This window comes from Paenibacillus sp. FSL E2-0201 (genome assembly GCF_037963325.1).
Classification (GTDB): Bacteria; Bacillota; Bacilli; order Paenibacillales; family Paenibacillaceae; genus Paenibacillus_AQ.
On the sequence record NZ_CP150154.1, the window covers coordinates 5547023 to 5565868 of the forward strand.

Below are 18846 nucleotides of genomic sequence, written 5' to 3' on the forward strand. Positions count from 1 at the left end.
AGAGGTATGGAAAGACGCAAGAGGTTTCGGCAAATCGGAGTATTTGAGGTCTGCAATACCCTGCTGATGCTGGCGGTTTGTTTTTTAACACTGTACCCGATGTGGTTTGTATTTATTAACTCACTTAATGCGCCGCAGCAAGCATCACTGGGCACCGTCAATTGGTTTCCCAAAGAATTATCGCTGGCCAGCTATAGTGTTGTGTTCAATGATAAGACGATGATGAACGGTTTTTACATCACCACCCTGCGCACGGTACTTGGGACAGCGATCCATGTATTCTTTACCGCCGTTATAGCTTATGGAATGAGCAAGTCTAATCTAATCGGCCGCAAAGTGTATCTCAAAATTGCATTGATTACAATGCTGTTCTCAGGCGGTCTAATCCCTACGTTTATTCTGATGACAAAGCTGGGCTTATATGATAATTTTTGGGTATTTATTATTCCTTCCATGTACACTTTTTTTAATATGGTCATTTTTATGAGCTTCTTCCGCACCATTCCTGACAGCCTGGAGGAATCTGCGAAGGTAGACGGCGCTTCAGACTATGGCGTCTTGTTCAGAATTGTATTGCCCAACAGTATGGCTGTCATTGCAACCATATCGCTTTTTTCAGCCGTTTATCATTGGAATGATTATTACCAGGGCGTTATCTACATCCGCTCGCAGGAATTACTGCCACTGCAGACCATGTTGTACAAAATTATTGCAGAGAACTCCATGTCTTTCATGCAGCAGCAAGCTATGGCACAATTCGGCGCTAGGTTGCCTGGCAACTCTATCAAATTTGCATCCATGATGGTAGCCACACTGCCAATTCTAGTAGTCTACCCCTTTATCCAGCGCTATCTGGTCAAAGGTGTGATGATTGGCGCCATTAAGGGATAAGTGTATGCGTATAGAAACGGGTATCCAAAAATTCAGAAGCAGCAGAGAAAGGATGATTATGTCATGAAACGCAATCTCATTAAGCCAGGTTTGACCCTCGTTCTGGCTATAATTCTGACGCTAGGCATGGCCGCATGTAGCAACAATTCAGCCAATAACAAACCAACACCACAACCGACGGACAGTACATCACCGCCGCCGAATGAAGCAACACTCAATCCCGATGAACCAGCATGGAAACTCGACACCAGCCCTGTGGATCTGACCTGGTTCGTTGGTGCTAACTGGTATGCCCACACCTGGGGAGAAAGCTTGACCTCCAAGTATGTAACGGAAAAAACAGGTGTTAACATCAAGCTAGAAGTACCCTCCGGCGAAGCGAACGAGCATATTACTTTGATGATGACCTCCGGAAAGCTGCCCGACTTGATCTCGATGGGTTCGTGGGAAACGGCTGTTAAAAAGCTATGGGAAGGCGATCATGTCTATGCCTTGAATGAATTGGCAGATAAGTATGATCCCTACTTCTTCAAGGTGGCTGGAGACGGCACACTGAAATGGTATCGCCAAGAAAATGGTAATACCTATGGTGTTCCGAATGATTCATATAGCCCTAACCTGATGCATGAAACCGGCATGACGGCCGCCAACCAGACTTTTCTGGTGCGGAAGGATCTGTATGAGGAGATGGGCAGCCCAGACCTGAGCACACCAGAGGGCTTTCTGAATGCATTGCAATTGTTGAAGGATAAATATTCGCAGTATAAAGGTCAGCCGATCAGCCCCTTCTTTGCACAAGGGAATGTCCCTTACGGGATGACCGAATATTTGCAGAACCTGCTGGCCGTTCCGCATGAAAAAGACGGTAAAGTATACGACCGCATTACCGATCCCGATTATATCGCCTGGCTGAAAACCTTCCGTACGGCTTACGAGCGCGGGCTGATTAATGTAGATTTCCTGGTGGATTCCGATACTCAGGTAGAGGAAAAAACGAACAACGCACGTTATTTCATGATGGTCCGGGAGTGGACTGGTATGTCGGCTGTCAATCCTATGCTGGCTGCAAGTGGAAACCCCGATTCTTATTACATCGCAGTCGATGGGCCAAAGAACAGCAAGGGCGACAGTCCTAAGCTATTCCCCGGCAACATGGACGGCTGGATGGTGACGATGATTAGCAAATCCACCGAAAATCCTGAACGGGCCATCCGCTTTTTGAGCTATCTGGCCAGCGAAGAAGGCCAACGGGATATATTCCTTGGCAAAGAAGGCGAAACATGGGAAATGGTAGACGGCAAGCCGCAGCTGAAGCCTGAAATGGTAAATTTGCTCGAAACTGATATTGAGAAAATGGAGAAGGAATATGGCATCATGGATACCTATTGGATGATGCGAAACCCTGTAATCATCAACCAGTGGAGACCAGAGAAAGCTCCTGTCATTAAGCAAATGGAAGACTTCGCTAATAAACGGGCTGATATTGATAGCGGTATCTACAAGGGCTTAGATCCACAGGGTGATTCTGATGTATCGGTAGCCTGGTCGCGTATTTCTCAAAATTGGGAGGAAGTTCTCCCTGAGCTGATTACGGCCAAGAATGAGGCTGACTTTGATAAGGTCTTTGAAAACTTCCTTGACCGCCGCGAGAATTACAGCTTCGGCAAGGTGATGGAATACCGCCAGGCTGAACTGGATGTGCGAAAATCCAAAATGGCAGAGTAATAATCCCCGTATAAAGATTGCTGCCGGTCACCGAAATGGTGGCCGGTATTCCCTTTTTCACTAGTTATAACCATTTGGAAAAACAGCCTAGTTACCTACCAGGCGGTTTGTAATATATGGTATATTACAAGGGTAGGAGGCTGCTTAAATGAAGTATCTGCTGACTAAAATGAAGAGGCTTTACCGAAATTCACGCATTTCGAAAAAATTGTTTCTGGCCTTTAGCATGATGATTGCCGTTCCTGCGATTGTAGTATCTTTTTTATTTATTCGCATGCAGGAAAGCCAGCTATACAAGGACGCTATGGCCACCGGCAGCAGCCATGTCTCACGGCTTAACGAACAGCTGCGTAGCAGAATGGGCGTTATTGAGAACGCTTCCTCTACTGCGCTGAATCAAAAGGCATTTGTAGATTTTATTCACTCCAATATGCGCGGAGATGGCCTGCGTCTCGTAAAATTTAGACAAAATCAATTTGAGCAAATGCATAATATTATTCAGAGCCACGAGATGATCAGTGAGCTCAGTTTCTATGTCGATAATCCAAATCTATTTGAGATTTGGCCTGAAATCTACCATTATGACAAGTTTTGGCCGCAGGACTACTGGGTGACCCTTCGGGAGGAAGGTGGTGCGGCATTCCGCCTATTTGCTTTTAAGGATGGCGAGCATACGCTATCTTATTACCGACTGGTACGCCTACAAGGGCAGCAGCAGAAACTCCCTACCATTATGGAAATTCGCGCCCAGCATAGCGTCTTTTTCAGTGACCTGCTTGAGGATAGCGGGGGAGATTTCTTTTCTGTAGTGATGGACGGAAGCAACCCTTCCCGCTCTGTTTACAATCCTGATCATCTCTTTTCTCAAAATGCCAGGGAGGATTTGGATAAAATTCTGGGCAGCATTCATCAACAGCTGGATGTGCTTCAGCAAAGTAGCCCCAGCCCCATTAAGGTTGAGGTCGGCAACCATACTTACTACGCATTGTACCGGTACATCGCCCCCTTGAACGCCTATGTCGTAGATATTGCCTCTCATCAGGCACTGATGAAGGGTCCGCGGAGCTGGTATCTACTCGTTGTAGCGATCACATTATGTGTACTGCTCCTGATGCTGCTGCTCGTTTCACATACTACCCGGCGTATATTCAGGCGGCTGGACAGGGTTCTGGCTTCTATGCGTAAGGTGCGGCAAGGACAATTGGATGCAAAAATCGAAACCGGTCTCGGTGCGAACGAAACCGGTGATGAAATTGATGAGGTGGCCGTCAGCTACAATAACATGTTAGACGAGATCAAGCATCTGATGACTCAGGTGGTAGATAAGCAACTGGTTGCCAAAAATGCTCAACTGCACTCGCTGCATTCGCAGATCAATTCGCATTTTTTATATAACGCACTGGAATCTATTCGTATGCTCGCGGAGGTTCAGCGACAGCCTGCGATCGCCGACGCGTTGGTGTCTCTAGGTTCCCAACTGCGTTACAGCATGCAGTGGCGCAGCGATACGGTTGCCCTTAGCGAAGAACTTGCCAACATACACAGCTATATCCGCTTCATAAATTTTATGGAAGGCGGCAACATTGTATTGATGGCTGATCTCCCTCAGGAGGTGCTGCGTTATACAATTCCTAAAATGTGCATGCAGCCCATCGTCGAAAATGCCGTTCATCACGCGGCGCCTTCAGGCGGCAGTGTAAATATCCAAATTACCGTATCTGTAGAGAATGAAAGCCTTCTGCTAATAAAAATACGAGATGATGGTGCAGGTGTTAACCCAGAGATGCTGTACAATTTACAAGCTGTGCTACTAGGCGATATGGATTCGCCGATTGTCACCAGCAAGAACGGACTGGGCCTAGAGAACGTGCATAAACGCATACAACTTCATTATGGCAAGGGCTGCGGTCTTTGGATTGACAGTGTGCAGGGTGCCTATACCTGTGTGACCATACGCTTGCCTTGGGAAAATGTGAATCTTGGAGGATGGTAGAGTATGATCAATATTCTGATTGTCGATGATCAAAAGCATATTCGCGATGGACTTCAGGCCATGCTGCCCCAATTTCCCCTGCAGCTGGACAACATTTACTGTGCCGTAAACGGCATCGAGGCCTTGGGAATATTACGTCAGCACAACATTCAACTGGTAATTACCGATATCCGAATGCCTGATATGGATGGGCTAACACTGATGGCCCGGAGCAAAGCGGAACGCATCGAGGTGGAATACCTGATTATTAGCGGCTTCAGTGATTTTGCTTATGCTCAAAAAGCCATCGAACTCGGGGCAAAGGGCTACCTGCTTAAGCCTGTGAAACGTGAAGATTTACAAACCGCGGTAGAACATGTAGCGCATGAAATAAAAACCCGGCAGGCGCTCTCGCGCAATATGGAGCATATCTCCCGTCGTGCTCAAGAGACCGACCGCAAAGAACTGAGTATGTATATGCAGGGCGCGGTGAGCGATGAGTCGTGGGTCCTCCAGACCCAGCAGCAGAATCTAAAGTTATGGAGTAATTACCGCCTATGCCTGCTGCGGGAGGAACTATGGATTAACCAACCGGGGGCTAATAGTAGCCACAGCATGGAATCTATTGCCTATCGTGTATATGGCAGACAAGGTTGCATATGCCTGCAGCACCGCCCGTATCTGATCCTCGCGGTGGATGCGTCCGTAGATACGGGCGCCTTTCCGTCCGCTCTTAAGACAGGACAGATCGATGCCATCACTGCCATGACCAGCCCGCAGCAAGGATTGAAGGCACTGCCCCTCAGCTATACACAAGCGCTTGAGCTCTACCGCCACAGTTACCTTTTTCCTGAAAAGAGCTGCATTCTACCTACGCATATTGTAAGGCTGGAACAGCAGTGGGAGCTTCCCTATGAGGAGCTGTATGCCCTGTTCCAATTAGTCGGTAGCAAGAATAGCGGTGCAATTACCCAAGGTATTTCTATGATATTTCACAAAGATACGCTGCAACGCTATCACATCCAATACACCCAGCAGCTATGCCGTGCCATCGTGCAAATGCTGGAGGAATACGTACGTGTCATCCGCCCATACATGGGAGAAGAAGCGCTGGACATCGAATGTTTGCGTAATCTATTCGACTATCCGGGTATTCGCGATTATATTCAGGCGTTGCAACAACAGCTGCTTCGGCTGAACCAATTCTATTACGAATATAAGTGCAGCTACCGAAACTCGCAGGATTTGAATGAAGCCATTCGTTTTATACACGAAAGTTATCATAAACCACTGGACCTCGCGATGGTATCCAACCACGTGTCGCTTAATTATGCCTATTTTTCTAATCTGTTCAAGAAGAATATCGGCAAAGGCTTTGCAGAATACCTGCGCGACGTGCGCCTGGATAAAGCTCGGCGGCTGCTGGCTGAGACCGATCATAAAATCGTAGAGGTAGCCACCATGGTAGGGTATGAAAGCTATAAAAGCTTTACACGTGCCTTCCGGGATGTCATGGACATGCAACCCACAGAGTACCGCCAAATGATTCGCCGGAAGCATGACAGAGAAGACAATTACCAGGACACAGCGCTATAAATAGTCAAAAGCCAAAAAATTGGGTTATAACAAAAATAATTGTACCTTTTAGCTGATTATTATATTCGATAGAATAGAGTTGTTCCTAAATGAAAGCGGTTTCGTTTTCTATTATTTTATTAAAGGAGGGCAAGTATGAAGCGAATTCACAATACGGAGAGTGGTTTTAAGCAGAAGGTATTCAGTTTGTTCTTAGCGGTAGTGCTGTTGGCTGGTGTTGGTCTAATGCCGACTTCGAAGGTGCAAGCAGCAGTAACCACAGTTACCTCTATGTCTTACTTTTCAGCGGCAGACGGACCTGTCATCTCAAAATCAGGGGTTGGACACGCTAGCTATGGATTCGTCATGCCTACATTCAATGGAGGCTCTGCTACCTGGAATGATGTTTCCGATGATGTCGGTGTAAAAGTGAAAGTTGCTGGCAGTTGGGTTGATATAGACAGTGCCGGCGGCTATACCTACAACCAAAACTGGGGACACTGGAGTGACGGCGGCTTGAATGGCTATTGGTTCACGCTCTCCGCAACCACTGAAATTCAGCTGTACTCCAAAGCTAACGGGGTAACACTGGATTACACCCTAGTATTTCAGAACATAAACAAGACAACTATCACCGCTATGGCGCCTACACAAGGGCCACAGATTACGGCAGGTTTCACCGGTAGTGCCGGCTTTACTTATCCTACCTTCAACAACGATTCGGCGGTAACGTATGAAGCAGTGGCTGACGATTTGAAGGTATATGTAAAACCTGTAAACAGCAGTACCTGGATTGATATTGACAATAACGCAGCCAGCGGCTGGATCTATGATAACAACTTCGGACAATTCACTGAAGGGGGCGGCGGCTACTGGTTTACCGTAACGGAGTCTATCCATGTAAAATTAGAATCGAAGACCTCTTCAGCTAACGTCATTTACACTCTCACCTTTAATAAACCTGTAAGAAATTCATACGTCCTCACTCCCTATGAGGGAACGACCTTTACCGCAGATGCGAAAGGCGTCATAGGTGTACCGCTGCCCAAGATTGATGGGGGAGCACCTATTGGCACCGAGCTCGGAAATTACGTTTACCAGATTAACATCAACGGACAATGGGTGGCTATGAGTGATTCCAGTCAGAGCGGATTTGTATACGCCGGTAACGGCTATAACAACATGTCCGATGCCAACCAATGGGGATATTGGGCTGACTATATCTATGGGCTTTGGTTCCAGCCCGTACAAGAGGATGTGCAGATTCGTATCGGCTATCCATTGAATGGACAGACGGGCGGAAATGTGGGCAACAATTACGTCAACTACACCTTTATTGGCAATCCCGATGCCCCGCGTCCGGATGTATCCGATCATGATGACATTACTATCGGAACACCAAACGACCCAGCCATTGAAGGCATGAATCTCATCTGGCAGGATGAATTTAACGGAACCACGCTCGATACGAATAAATGGAGCTATGAGCAGGGTTATTATATCACTGACGATCCCAATAGTTGGGGTTGGGGCAACGCGGAACTTCAGCACTATACAGACAGTGCACAAAATATATTTGTACAGGACGGAAAGCTAAACATCCGAGCATTGCACGATTCCAAATCCTTTCCGCAGGACCCAAACCGGTATGCACAATATTCCTCCGGTAAAATTAACACCAAAGATCAGTTGTCCTTCCAGTACGGAAGAGTAGACATTCGTGCCAAGCTGCCTACAGGTAATGGCGTCTGGCCAGCACTCTGGATGCTTCCGAAAGATTCCGCCTATGGTGCATGGGCCGCATCCGGCGAAATTGATATTATGGAAGCCAAAGGACGCTTGCCTGGCACGACCAGCGGCGCCATACACTTTGGTGGTCAATGGCCGGTGAACAGATATATTGCGGGTGAGTATCACTTCTCTGAAGGCCAGACCTTCGCCAATGATTATCATGTGTACTCCATGGTCTGGGAAGAAGATAATATGAAATGGTATGTAGATGGAAAGTTCTTCTTTAAAGTGAGCAGAGATCAATGGTATTCCGTAGCTGCACCGAACAATCCGAATGCCCCATTCGATCAGCCCTTCTACATCATTATGAATTTGGCGATCGGCGGATATTTTGACAACGGTCATACCCCGGACCCATCCGATATCCCTGCAACAATGCAGGTCGATTATGTACGTGTCTATAAAGAAGGCAACAGCCAGAATCCGGGTAACGACGTACCGGTTACCGGTGTAACCCTGAATCAGACCACTGCACAGGTGGAAGTCGGACAGACTGTACAGTTGAACGCCAATGTAGCCCCGTCTAATGCAACGAATAAGCAGGTCACTTGGGCCGTGTCGAACGCCAACGTCGCTTCCGTGAATCCGAACGGTCTCGTGACGGGAATCGTTCCGGGCACGACAACCGTAACGGCTACAACAGCCAACGGCAATAAAACAGCCACTTCCACCATCACTGTTGTACCGGCATCATCATCCGGTGTTATCATTGTTGGCGATGAGGTGCGTGGCTTGAAGAAAATAGGCGACGACCTGCTGTTCTATGTGAACGGCGCAACCTTTGCCGACTTACACTATAAGCTAAATAACGGTGGGCAGCTGAACGTAGCCATGACCCCGGCAGGGAACGGTAACTATACCTACCCTGTAAATAACCTGCAACAAGGGGATACTATCGAGTACTCCTTCACCTATAATCCGGGGCAAGGGGCCGTCGATTCTCCGACACTCACCTATATCCATGGGGTAACCCAAGGAACACCGGAGTAATCTAGATGAACCCTAGGCAAAATGCATAAACACGAATAGGCGAAGAGGAAGTGTTGGAACTTCCCTCTCGCCTATTTTGTTGTTTCTGTCATGCTGTTCTCCTCGGTGGAAGATCGGCTAGCTAGCCTCATGATTATGAGCCGCCTATTAAAAAAAGAAAGTGCGAAAAAGCCGGTTCATCACCGGAAGCTTTTCTCACCTTCGCTCTCTTGTCTAAATTAACGCGTCGAAATGTCCCTCCGAGTTCACCGTCGCCGTCCGGGGATCGGTCAAACCGATGCCCTTGAGGCCTCCCTTCCACTCATTCCGCCAGAGGAAGGGGTGATCTTGTAGCGGAGAAGCCGGTACAAAATTTACGGGGCTGCTACTCCCGCTTTTCTGTACGAGTTGGGACTCCAGCAGCCGGATTTGCCGCTGCAGCTGCTCCCGGCGATAAGGAGTCTGCATCTCGCTTCCTTGTGCTGCATTCACTTTATCCAGTTCCATCATCAGCCGGTTCCGCTGTTTTTCCAGGGAACTGACCTCACTCTGTGTACCGCCGTAGGCCGCAATGGCCTGTAACGGACGGATGCCTGCTACTGTCAGTGCTGCCATGATCCTTCACTCCGTTTCCTTGGCTTCCACTCCAAATTCAACCAAATTTGAAAGTTCTAATCATCTTTATTACCCGCCAATCCTCTTCATGACAACATCACAGCCTCAATTGGAAAATAATCGTCGTATAGTCACATTTGGCCGCTTGTTTCGACCATACCAAAGACCCACCGAAGGCTGGCTAAAGTCCCTTTATTGCCCCCTTACTCGTCCTTCAACCCCCACTGATACAAAAATGACAGACACTACTGTTAGGACAAACGTCCATACCAAGATAATGAGGTCCAGCTCGAAATATATAATAATGAGAATGGTCCACTAATTGACTCATCAATAGCTGTTTCCGCTTCAAGTCCGTTATAATGACAATCGATTGGTTCAACGTCATATTTAATTCAATCTTCGGTAGAAATAATTCCCCCTCATAATACATTGATTAAAATTGCATTCCGTCCTCCCGATCAGTGCCTCTTTGGATATATAAAACAATAATAAATTTTAGATACTTTCTTGTTAGTTTCTATTGATGTAATATAACGTGTTCATGATCAGTAGATTCCTTTCAATTAACAAGTATAAGAGATGGAAATAAGGGCTAATTTAAGACCATCTGTTATGCAAGGGGCTCAGCATATGACATATGGAGAAATTCTATTTCGTACGGCAACGTCTTTCGTTGCTCTACTCTTATTGACACGTCTGCTCGGTAAAAAACAAGTCGGGCATCTAACGTTCTTCAATTATGTAACAGGAATCACCTTCGGCTCCACCACTGCGGAGATTATCGTCAACAGACAAATCACGCTGCTGCAAGGAATATCTAGCTTGATCTTATGGTCGCTCTTGGCGTTCATCGTTGCTTGGATCGGATTGCGCTCCGTCAGAGCACGTGAGATTCTCGATGGCCAACCTACGATTCTCGTCAAACAAGGCAAAATTCTGGAAAAGGCATTGGCTAAGCAGCACCTCAACATCGACGATTTAAGCATGCTGCTTCGGAACAAGGATGTCTTCTCCCCCACAGATGTCGAAGTTGCTATTTTGGAACCTGACGGTCAACTCAGCGTGTTAAAAAAAGAAGAAATGCTGCCTGCAACAAAAAAGGATGTAAAAGCAACCGTTATGCCTATTCACAATATCCCGACTGAGCTTATCGTTGATGGTAAAATCGTAGAAAAAAACCTTACTAAAATAGATGTTTCCAAAGTCTGGCTCAACCAGCAACTAAAGAAAGCCAACATTCATTCTTTTGATCAAGTATTTTACGCAGAGCTCCAATTGGACGGATCGTTATATATCGACAAATACCAGGATTCGATTCCATAAAAAGACCCGATAGCGACAACTTGAGTTCGTCCGACCTTCAACAACTTTAGAAATGCCCCTCTACAACCAAAAAAAAGAAGGGCTTTTACTTCTGCAAGTAAAAGTTCCTTCTTTAGGTACCATATCATGCCTCGCCGCAAAACGTCCCCTTATTTAGGGTCCCCTTCTCGATGCTGTCTGCCTTAGAAGCAGGTGAACGAGCGAATCCGATTCAAATCAATACCGAAGTACCCCCAGAAGAGACCGAACCATCTGAACCCTGCAACAGAATTACGCCCCACGAATACCGGGAAGAACCAGAATTGCTCGCCGTTGTTCAGCCAAATGTATGTGTTGCGGAACAGACAGCCTCTGATCGCACCAGGGTCGATGGCAAATGCAGTGGCCGACATTTGCGGTACGAATTGCGGTGGAGGTGCCGTCGGCGCTTGAACGCCTCCCGGTGCAGCTCCTGGAGGTCCCGGAGTCCCAGGAAATCCACCTGGTCCACCCGGTCCTCCTGGTCCTCCTGGTCCTCCTGGTCCACCCGGAAACCCTGGGAATTGGCCGCTTCCCGGCGTTGGAAAAAATCCCATATGTGATCGCTCCTTTCAATGAGTAGGCACAATCATCATATGCATTCGCGGAAAGAGTGTTTGGGCGAATGCCAATAAATAATCCACGCCCAGCCGAAGCTGAACAGTAATGAAATTTAGCCACCTAAAAGCCTTTTTCACCTGCTTCGGCTCATAAATATGGACGAATATCCACTTATACTGATTCCTAATTTGACTTAGAATTACCGTAGAAGATTGAAAAAGGCTGTGATTCTAATGTTAATCAAAAGAGACAAATGGTTGCAATATCGCATCCTTCGCAAAGGTTCCTCTCTCGCCGGACGGCTGCCAGAGACACAGTTGCTTAAGAAGAACGCATTAACGAATATGCTGCTTCACTATCAAAGCGTCGTATTGAAACCCCACAACGGGAATTACGGAAGGGATATCCTGTTCACTAAAAGAAACGGTGCAAACGCCTATCGTATTCATAACGAAAAGAAAGCACGACTGGGAGAGCGTTACCCAAAGCTTAGACAAGTCGGGTTCGATATAGGCATCGACAGGAACTGCCGGATTTGGATCATTGAAGGCAATTATCAACCGGACTTACGCCCATTCCGGCTCCTGAAAGATTCTTCAATGCACCGCAGAATATTATGGTATAAGAAACATTAAAACGAAAAAAAGACGACCAGCCTCTTATCTTTGGCCTGTCGTTTTTTCATGTTTGGTGCCTATCCTTGATAATACCCCGCTTGCAATTTTACTTGCGTCTTTTGTTACTTACAACACGCGTCACTTGGAACTTATTTACCCCTACCTGTATAATGGCAAACTGGCTGTAAGAAGTGCCGGAAGACGTATAAGGTTCCGCTTGAATATTTCCACTAGGCGTTCTAACCGTTGCAGTGATTCTAGTCACCAAACAGACTCCACGGCTAGAAGCTTTCCAAGTCTCGTCACGCTGAACCATCACTACATAAGATGGATGCATATTCAACTTTTCCAAATGCATTAAACGATGTGGAGTTAAAGATCTGTACGGGGTCATAACCGCCAGCTTTTCTATTTCCCATCCCCAAAACCTCCCTTATTATCGATATTATTCATTAAATGCAATTGCATCGTTTTATTAAGGTATAAAGGTGGACAAGAAAAAAAATACATTTATCCGATGGTCACAAGGATACGACAGCTATACAAGGAAAAAAGTAGCCGTAAAAGCGAATGTCGGACTGTCAAATTTCTGCTACTTGCGGTGTGTCTCACCATATGGGTTAAATGCTCTTGGTTAGCCATTCATAGAAAAGGATTTCATGAACCCTTAATCAGGTTGGTTGCCCATGGTGATCTCGAATACGGCTCTCAATGCCGAGTGCAACCTGGCATGAAAATGCAAGCAGGAGTATTTATTTTTTCTTCCGGGCTCGGTATTGCTGCGGCGTTACGCCGACTACCCGTTTAAACAGGTTGGAGAAGCTGCCCAGACTGGTGTATCCCACCTGCTCTGCAATATCGGTAATCTTAAGCTCGGTTTCCTCCAGTAATTGCTTGGCCTTCTGCAGACGTTCCTGAATAATGACATCCGATATCGACAGTCCAGTCTCTTTCTTGAACAGCCGGGACAGATAAGCGGGGTTCAGATAAACATAGGCGGCCAATTCATCACGAGTAATCTCTTCACTCAGCCGGGAGCGGATATATTGTCTGATCTTGGTGACCACGGCCGAGGACATATTATGGCTTTTCTGCAATAACTGCATTGCGGCTTTCAGGCAATCTATTGCCCAGTTCTGCAAAGTGGAGGAATGCTTCGGGTAATTCTCCTTGTCCATCAGCGATTTCAACTCGGAAGAGGCGTGGGCGGATAAGCCTTTTTTGGCCAGTACAGTATGCAGAATGAAAAGAATGCCGTGGACAAGCTGCCGGTGCAGCTCACGGGTCCAGCGGTCTGCACCGATACTCACGAACCACAGCTTCACCCGGCGCTCCAGCTCCTCCAACTCGCCCAGTTCCAGGATGGTCGCCCACTCCCCGAAGATATGCATTGGAGCGGCCAGAGGCATGGTGCCAAGCGGTTGATCATAAGCCGGATCATTCGGGCCGAACACCTGACGGGAATGCTTCAGATTCCGCTGTTCCCGTTCAGTGACGTATGTGTAGGCGCTCATCATCTCGTGCAGCAATACGCCCGGGCTGATATAGACAGACAAGGAGCAATGCAGGAGCTGCTCGCAGGTGTTCAAGAAGGTCTGGCAGTTCTGCTCCAGTGTGTGTCGAACCGCATTCATGTCGCCCCTCACGTAGACAATTGCCAGGTTATGGCCTACCTGATCCTGCAGCACAGCCCCTCCCAGCCCGCTCAGCAGCAGTTCTTCCGCCAGATTTCGTAGCGCATATTCCATGATGGTCTCATCCCGTGCGCTCAGATTCTCCTTCCATTGCTCCAGGCCGAGCAGAGCGAGAAAGTAGCGGTCTCCTGGCTGCAGATCCAGATTGTAGGTATTCGCCGAAATAGTGAGCGATTCCAGGACGGGCGCGGCCCGCTGGCTGAGAATATCCTGCCAGAACCTTTCTACCAGCAGGGGAAGCTGATGCTCCCACTTTTGTCGGTACTCGCGGATGAGCGCCTCGAATTGCTGCTGCTCCCTCTGCTTGCTGATTTCTGAGAGCGCCTCATGAGATATCTTCATTAATTCTTCATAGTCCACCGGCTTGAGCAAATAATGGAATGCACCATGGTAAAGAGCGCGCTGTGCATACTCGAAATCGGCATGGCAAGTCAGCATAATTGTCAGCGTGCCGGGAGAATACTGCTTCACCCAGGCGAGCAGCTCCAGCCCACTTCTTCCGGGCATCTCAATATCGCAGATAAGCAAATCTATGGCTTGCTGCTCCAGGCAGGCAACCGCCTGATCCACATTCTCCGCCAGCCGGACCTCCTCCACCTGCAGCGCGCTCCAATTCACGCCCTGCTTCAGACCTAGCAAGGCGAAATATTGGTCATCAACGATTAGAACTCTGTACATATGAACTTCACAGCTCCCTTTGAGCGGGCAGTCTTATCTCCACCACCGCCCCCCCGTCAGGGATATTATGGAAGGTAAGCCTTGCCCGGTTGTTGTAAAACATCAGCATGCGTCTGTATACATTCCATATTCCCAGATGGTGGTCTGTAGGCTTCTGCTCATACAAACCCAGATTGAGCATCTCCAATTGAAGTGCGGAGAAGCCCGGCCCGGAATCCCGGACCTGAATGGCAATGCAGGCATCGCTGTTCTCCCCGGCTTCTTCCCGGACCGTGATCACGACCTCGAATGGCTTGGCGTTGTTGACGAATCCATGCTTGATCGCGTTCTCGACGAATGGCTGAATCAGCAGCGGCGGAATGAGGTTGGATTCAAGCTCCTTCGGCAGATGGACTTGATAGGACAGCTTGTCCGGATACATGACCATCTGAATCTCAATGTAGTTTTGAATATGTTTTAGCTCGCTGAGGAGGGGAATCCAGGTACTATTGGTATTCATAATGAATCTGAAATGGGAGACCAGATGGCTTATCATTTTTTTGATCAGCGAATACTTCTGCAGCTCCACCAGATGAAAGACGATATTCAAGGAATTCATAAAAAAATGCGGGTTGATCTGCGCCTGAAGATGCTTGAGCTCCGCTTGCTGCACCTTCATTTGCTCTTCATACACATCAATCTTGAGATTGCCGATATGCTCGGCCATCTGGTTGAATTGCCGGGTGATGATCTGGAACTCCCTGCTGTTGCCTTCCTTCAGCCGGTGCTCCAGATGCCCCTTCCCCAGAATACGCATCCCGCTGGTCAAATGCTGGATCGGCTTGAACACAAGCCGACTCAGCAGAGCCAGAAGGATAGCCATAATGATAATAATGGCTATGGGAATGGTCTTGATGATCCTCTGGAAGATCGGCAGCTCATCCAGAATAGATTTCTCGTCCAATAGAATAAAGACATTCAGATTGGAGTATTGCGAAGGCTTGTCAATCAGCAGATAATTATTGCCGTTACTGAGACGAATCGATGCATCCACGGGATGGGCAGGATTATTGAGCTGTCTACGGATACGTGTAAGATCCTCCCCGGCGAATTGGCCCCATAACAGCTTACCGTCATTGCTAATCATGCCGATCTGCTCACTACCTCCTGTAGACTCCAGTTGGGTCAGGGGCTGTGCCAAAGCGTCAATGCTGATCAGAACACCCATCAGGAGCCGCCCGCTCTTGTCCGGCAGCACCTTGAATAGCAGCGGCTCTCCTCCGATGGTGACGGTCTCCCACTTCAGGGAAGCTGGAAGACTGGAAGCATTCAAGCGCGTGGACAATCCGGTAGAAATCATCTCTTTCTCCTGATAATATTCTTTCTGGCTACTGAGGAATAACTCATCCCGGTCCTGATGGTATACGAACACACTACGGATAATCGTGTAATAGCTGACATCGCTGTACCACTGGTCCATTAGCTTACGGATGGACAGATAGTAATTGACACTATCCGGACCGCTGTCCGAATAGAGCTCCAGTAGCATGTTCTCATTAGCGGTACGCAGTAGATAATGGCTGGTCTGCTCCAGCAACTCGTCGAGCGTACCTAAGTGAAGGGTCAGTGTATCGGAAGCAGATTTTGCGACTTTCTCCCGAACGATGTTGGTCGCATAGATGTTGGTGTAATAGAGAAAGAAAAACAGCGGAGTGACCAGCAGCAAGACCAGGGCACTCACTTTGAATCGCAAGGATAATTTCACATTCCCACCCCTTAGGTACATTTGCGCCTCGGCTGCAGGAAAGGGAAGGACGGTAGCCGTCCTTCCCCTCAGCCTGTTTATTTAGGATTGTTTTGCCTTCCAGGCATCGTATTGCTTCTGAACCTCGGCGCGGATGTCCTCGATTCCGTTGGCTTTCAACTTTTTATTGTATTCTGTCAGTACTTTGTCTACACTCAGGCTGCCCGTTTCAAGCAGCGGACGGAATTCCTTGATGATGTTGCTGACGACAGATACCTGCGTTTTGACAGGGTCCGTATTGAAGTTGAAGCCGAAAGACTTCACCTTATGGGCCTTATCGTTGTAAGCCTTGAACTTCTCCCACTTGTCAGCGCTTTCGCCTTCCCAAAGGTAAGTTAAGGTCTGGTTGCCGAACATCCATTCAATCCCCGGCGCCCAGCCGGTATCGGCCCGGGTCGCCACGCCGTCGGGAAGCTTGATGAAGTTCTCCTTGCCGTCCACCTTGACGTATTGCCGGTCTTCCACACCGAAATCAATCAGATTGACCAGATGCGGGTCTGTATGCAGCAGGTTCAGCAGCATCATCGTCCGCTCCGGATCAACGGAGGTGCGTCCAATGGCCATCATGGAGTTGCTGACGCTGGCTGTGCTGATCTCGGGATCATTGCCCTTCAGCTTCACCAGCTCAATTCCGGTGGCGATGGAATCTTCCTTGTCGGAGTCCGGTTTATCCGAGCCGAATTTCATCCAGGTCTTGCCCGCTTTGAAAGCATCTTCAGTACTGGTCTTGGTCGTTGCGGCATCCTTATTGATAAAGCCTTTGCTGAACCAATCGCTGTAGAGCTTCATCCGGTAGATCGCAGTGTCGGATTCCATTGAGCTGATAATCATCTTATCGGTCTTGGTATCCAGGACGATGCCGGCGGGAGCGCCTGCAACCAGCTCGTAACGGAAGTTTTCTTTGATGCTCTCCCTGGTTTTGTCGAAGTAGCCAAGTGTGTCTGAACCGCTGCCGGAGAGCCAGATCGGCGCAATAGCGGGCTCCTTCTCCTTGATCGTCTGAAGCCATGGCTCCAGATCCTCCAGAGTCTGAATTGAGTCTACATCGAATCCGTATTTGTCCACAAGGTCTTTGCGGAACATAATGGTGTGGCTCTCGCCGATTTCCTTATTGGTTGGAATGGCATAGATTTTGCCGTCCACCGTTCCGCCGTCAAGAAAACGGGGATCCAACGTCTCCTTGATCCCTTGTCCATATTTGTCCAACAAATCGTCAAGAGGTAGGAACGCACCCTTGGCAACGTTGTTGGCGAAATCGGCCCAGTTGGGGGCAAACGTTAAATCGACCTGTTCCCCGGATTGATACGCCAGAGCCATCTTTTCGGCCCAAGAGGACCAAGGAAGCCCCTGGAAGTCAACTTCGGCGTTGATCTTTTGCTTAAGATATTTATTGATCTCCTCCACAACCGCCTTGGTATCATTCTGCGGGAAATTTCCGACCGTGTAAACGGTTAGCTTCCGGTAAGTTGAAATATCGAGATTGCCGCTCTCCGTGCCCCCGGTAGCTGTAGCTGCGGCACTGGACTCTGCCTCGGACGGATCGGAAGCGTTAGAATTTCCTCCGCTACACCCGGTAATGCCCAGTATAACGGCGGTTAGAGCAGCAAGCACCGCGCCTGAGCCTCTTTTTGTTCTCATTTGTTTAAACCTCCTCAATGATAATTCGGATCATATATTCTAACCGGCATTTTAGCCAGAGTTAGACAGCTTAACCTTTGATAGCTCCTATTGTAAGGCCTTTGGTGAAGTACTTCTGGAAAAACGGATAGATGAACAGAATGGGACCTATCGATACAACGACCATGGCCATCCGCAGGCTTTCGGTCGGAACCGACTCGTGTACAAGCAGGGCCACACCGCTTCCCGCCAACTGGTTCTTGAAGAACTCCGCCTGACGGATCATTTGAATCATGACGTACTGCAGAGAGTACTTGTCAGTGTCATTAATAAAGAGCATCGAATTGAACCAGTCATTCCAATACATCAGCGTGGTGAACAAACCGATGGTAGCGAGCACGGGCAGCGAGATCGGAAGCACAAGCTGGAAGAAAATCCGCCATTCTGATGCCCCATCCAATTTACCAGATTCTATCATCTCTTCCGGCACCGTTTGTTGGAAGAAGGTTCGCGTAATAAAAATATAGAATGCGTTAGACAGTCCGGGAAGAATGAGCGCGATCAGCGAGTCCTTCAGATTCAGATAGTTAACGTATAGCAGGTAGAACGGAACAAGCCCTCCCGAGAACAGCATCGTAATTAGAAGATAGAAGTTAAACACCTTTTTAAAGGGAAAGTCCTTCCGGTAAAGGGGGTATGCATATAGTGCAATCAGCAGTACGGCCAGAAGGGTTCCGATCAGCGTAACGGTCAGACTGATTCCATAAGCTTTGATCAGGGTCTCCGAATGGTTGAACAAATACTGGTAAGCGGATAAATCAACCTTGTCGGGAAAGAATTTATACCCCTCTAGAGTTAACGTTTTCTCATTGGTTAAGGAAATGGCCACAATCAGCACAATGGGCAGGATGCAGGCCATGCTGAAAGCAATGAAGAACAGGTGAAGAATAATCTGGGCGGTCTTTGGCCCCTTGGAGTAAGAACTGATATGGGATGCAGTATTCATTATGATCC

14 protein-coding genes are annotated in these 18846 nt (G+C 48.0%); 7 read left to right on the forward strand and 7 right to left on the reverse strand.

Features of this window, described 5'->3' with window-relative positions; all coding sequences use genetic code 11:
* Positions 1-6: 6 nt before the first annotated feature.
* The 5 genes from NSU15_RS24980 to NSU15_RS25000 all read left to right on the forward strand — a co-directional run bounded on the left by NSU15_RS24980 (position 7) and on the right by NSU15_RS25000 (position 8944).
* Positions 7-891 carry a carbohydrate ABC transporter permease gene (locus NSU15_RS24980; protein ID WP_042130773.1) on the forward strand — a complete coding sequence of 295 codons (885 nt, stop codon included), beginning with the start codon at positions 7-9 and terminating at the stop codon, positions 889-891.
* Positions 892-2616: an extracellular solute-binding protein gene (locus NSU15_RS24985; RefSeq protein WP_339287921.1), complete on the forward strand. Its 1725-nt coding sequence runs from the start codon at positions 892-894 to the stop codon at positions 2614-2616.
* 148 nt (positions 2617-2764) lie between these two features.
* The gene (locus NSU15_RS24990; RefSeq protein WP_339287922.1) at positions 2765-4609 is read left to right on the forward strand and encodes a histidine kinase; all 1845 of its coding nucleotides are present in this window, start codon (positions 2765-2767) and stop codon (positions 4607-4609) included.
* Between the two features lie 3 nt (positions 4610-4612).
* On the forward strand, positions 4613-6184 hold the full coding sequence (locus NSU15_RS24995; protein ID WP_339287923.1) for a response regulator: 1572 nt from the start codon (positions 4613-4615) through the stop codon (positions 6182-6184).
* A gap of 135 nt (positions 6185-6319) precedes the next feature.
* Positions 6320-8944, forward strand: a complete 2625-nt coding sequence (locus NSU15_RS25000; RefSeq protein WP_339287924.1) for a family 16 glycosylhydrolase — start codon at positions 6320-6322, stop codon at positions 8942-8944.
* Positions 8945-9157: 213 nt separating this feature from the next.
* Here NSU15_RS25000 and NSU15_RS25005 read toward each other — a convergent pair whose 3' ends face one another.
* Complete coding sequence (locus NSU15_RS25005; RefSeq protein WP_339287925.1) at positions 9158-9538, reverse strand: hypothetical protein; 381 nt, start codon at positions 9536-9538, stop codon at positions 9158-9160.
* Positions 9539-10171: 633 nt separating this feature from the next.
* On the opposite strand from NSU15_RS25005, the gene NSU15_RS25010 reads away from it, so the two are divergent.
* Positions 10172-10864, forward strand: coding sequence for a DUF421 domain-containing protein (locus tag NSU15_RS25010; RefSeq protein WP_042130781.1), 693 nt, complete (start codon positions 10172-10174; stop codon positions 10862-10864).
* 182 nt (positions 10865-11046) lie between these two features.
* Here NSU15_RS25010 and NSU15_RS25015 read toward each other — a convergent pair whose 3' ends face one another.
* Positions 11047-11439, reverse strand: a complete 393-nt coding sequence (locus NSU15_RS25015) for a hypothetical protein (protein WP_042130783.1) — start codon at positions 11437-11439, stop codon at positions 11047-11049.
* Between the two features lie 237 nt (positions 11440-11676).
* Here NSU15_RS25015 and NSU15_RS25020 point away from each other — a divergent pair, with 237 nt between their 5' ends.
* The gene (locus tag NSU15_RS25020; protein WP_156114863.1) at positions 11677-12078 is read left to right on the forward strand and encodes a YheC/YheD family protein; all 402 of its coding nucleotides are present in this window, start codon (positions 11677-11679) and stop codon (positions 12076-12078) included.
* Positions 12079-12166: 88 nt separating this feature from the next.
* Here NSU15_RS25020 and NSU15_RS25025 read toward each other — a convergent pair whose 3' ends face one another.
* The 5 genes from NSU15_RS25025 to NSU15_RS25045 form a co-directional block, all read right to left on the reverse strand.
* A complete protein-coding gene (locus NSU15_RS25025; protein ID WP_339287927.1) occupies positions 12167-12379 on the reverse strand; it encodes a hypothetical protein in 213 nt (70 codons plus the stop codon).
* A gap of 433 nt (positions 12380-12812) precedes the next feature.
* Positions 12813-14432, reverse strand: coding sequence for a helix-turn-helix domain-containing protein (locus tag NSU15_RS25030; protein ID WP_339287928.1), 1620 nt, complete (start codon positions 14430-14432; stop codon positions 12813-12815).
* A gap of 7 nt (positions 14433-14439) precedes the next feature.
* Positions 14440-16176 carry a histidine kinase gene (locus NSU15_RS25035; protein WP_042130789.1) on the reverse strand — a complete coding sequence of 579 codons (1737 nt, stop codon included), beginning with the start codon at positions 16174-16176 and terminating at the stop codon, positions 14440-14442.
* 81 nt (positions 16177-16257) lie between these two features.
* Entirely contained in the window at positions 16258-17853 is a 1596-nt protein-coding gene (locus NSU15_RS25040) for an ABC transporter substrate-binding protein (RefSeq protein WP_339287930.1), read from the reverse strand.
* 70 nt (positions 17854-17923) lie between these two features.
* Positions 17924-18838, reverse strand: coding sequence for a carbohydrate ABC transporter permease (locus NSU15_RS25045; RefSeq protein ID WP_042130793.1), 915 nt, complete (start codon positions 18836-18838; stop codon positions 17924-17926).
* Positions 18839-18846 lie beyond the last annotated feature (8 nt).

What these genes read in the sequence shown, in the direction of transcription:
- NSU15_RS24980 (WP_042130773.1), top strand. Translation starts at nt 7, where the DNA reads ATGGAAAGACGCAAGAGGTTTCGGCAAATCGGAGTATTTGAGGTCTGC.
- NSU15_RS24990 (WP_339287922.1), top strand. Translation starts at nt 2,765, where the DNA reads ATGAAGTATCTGCTGACTAAAATGAAGAGGCTTTACCGAAATTCACGC.
- NSU15_RS24995 (WP_339287923.1), top strand. Translation starts at nt 4,613, where the DNA reads ATGATCAATATTCTGATTGTCGATGATCAAAAGCATATTCGCGATGGA.
- NSU15_RS25000 (WP_339287924.1), top strand. Translation starts at nt 6,320, where the DNA reads ATGAAGCGAATTCACAATACGGAGAGTGGTTTTAAGCAGAAGGTATTC.
- NSU15_RS25005 (WP_339287925.1), bottom strand. Translation starts at nt 9,538, where the DNA reads ATGGCAGCACTGACAGTAGCAGGCATCCGTCCGTTACAGGCCATTGCG.
- NSU15_RS25010 (WP_042130781.1), top strand. Translation starts at nt 10,172, where the DNA reads ATGACATATGGAGAAATTCTATTTCGTACGGCAACGTCTTTCGTTGCT.
- NSU15_RS25015 (WP_042130783.1), bottom strand. Translation starts at nt 11,439, where the DNA reads ATGGGATTTTTTCCAACGCCGGGAAGCGGCCAATTCCCAGGGTTTCCG.
- NSU15_RS25020 (WP_156114863.1), top strand. Translation starts at nt 11,677, where the DNA reads ATGTTAATCAAAAGAGACAAATGGTTGCAATATCGCATCCTTCGCAAA.
- NSU15_RS25030 (WP_339287928.1), bottom strand. Translation starts at nt 14,432, where the DNA reads ATGTACAGAGTTCTAATCGTTGATGACCAATATTTCGCCTTGCTAGGT.
- NSU15_RS25040 (WP_339287930.1), bottom strand. Translation starts at nt 17,853, where the DNA reads ATGAGAACAAAAAGAGGCTCAGGCGCGGTGCTTGCTGCTCTAACCGCC.
- NSU15_RS25045 (WP_042130793.1), bottom strand. Translation starts at nt 18,838, where the DNA reads ATGAATACTGCATCCCATATCAGTTCTTACTCCAAGGGGCCAAAGACC.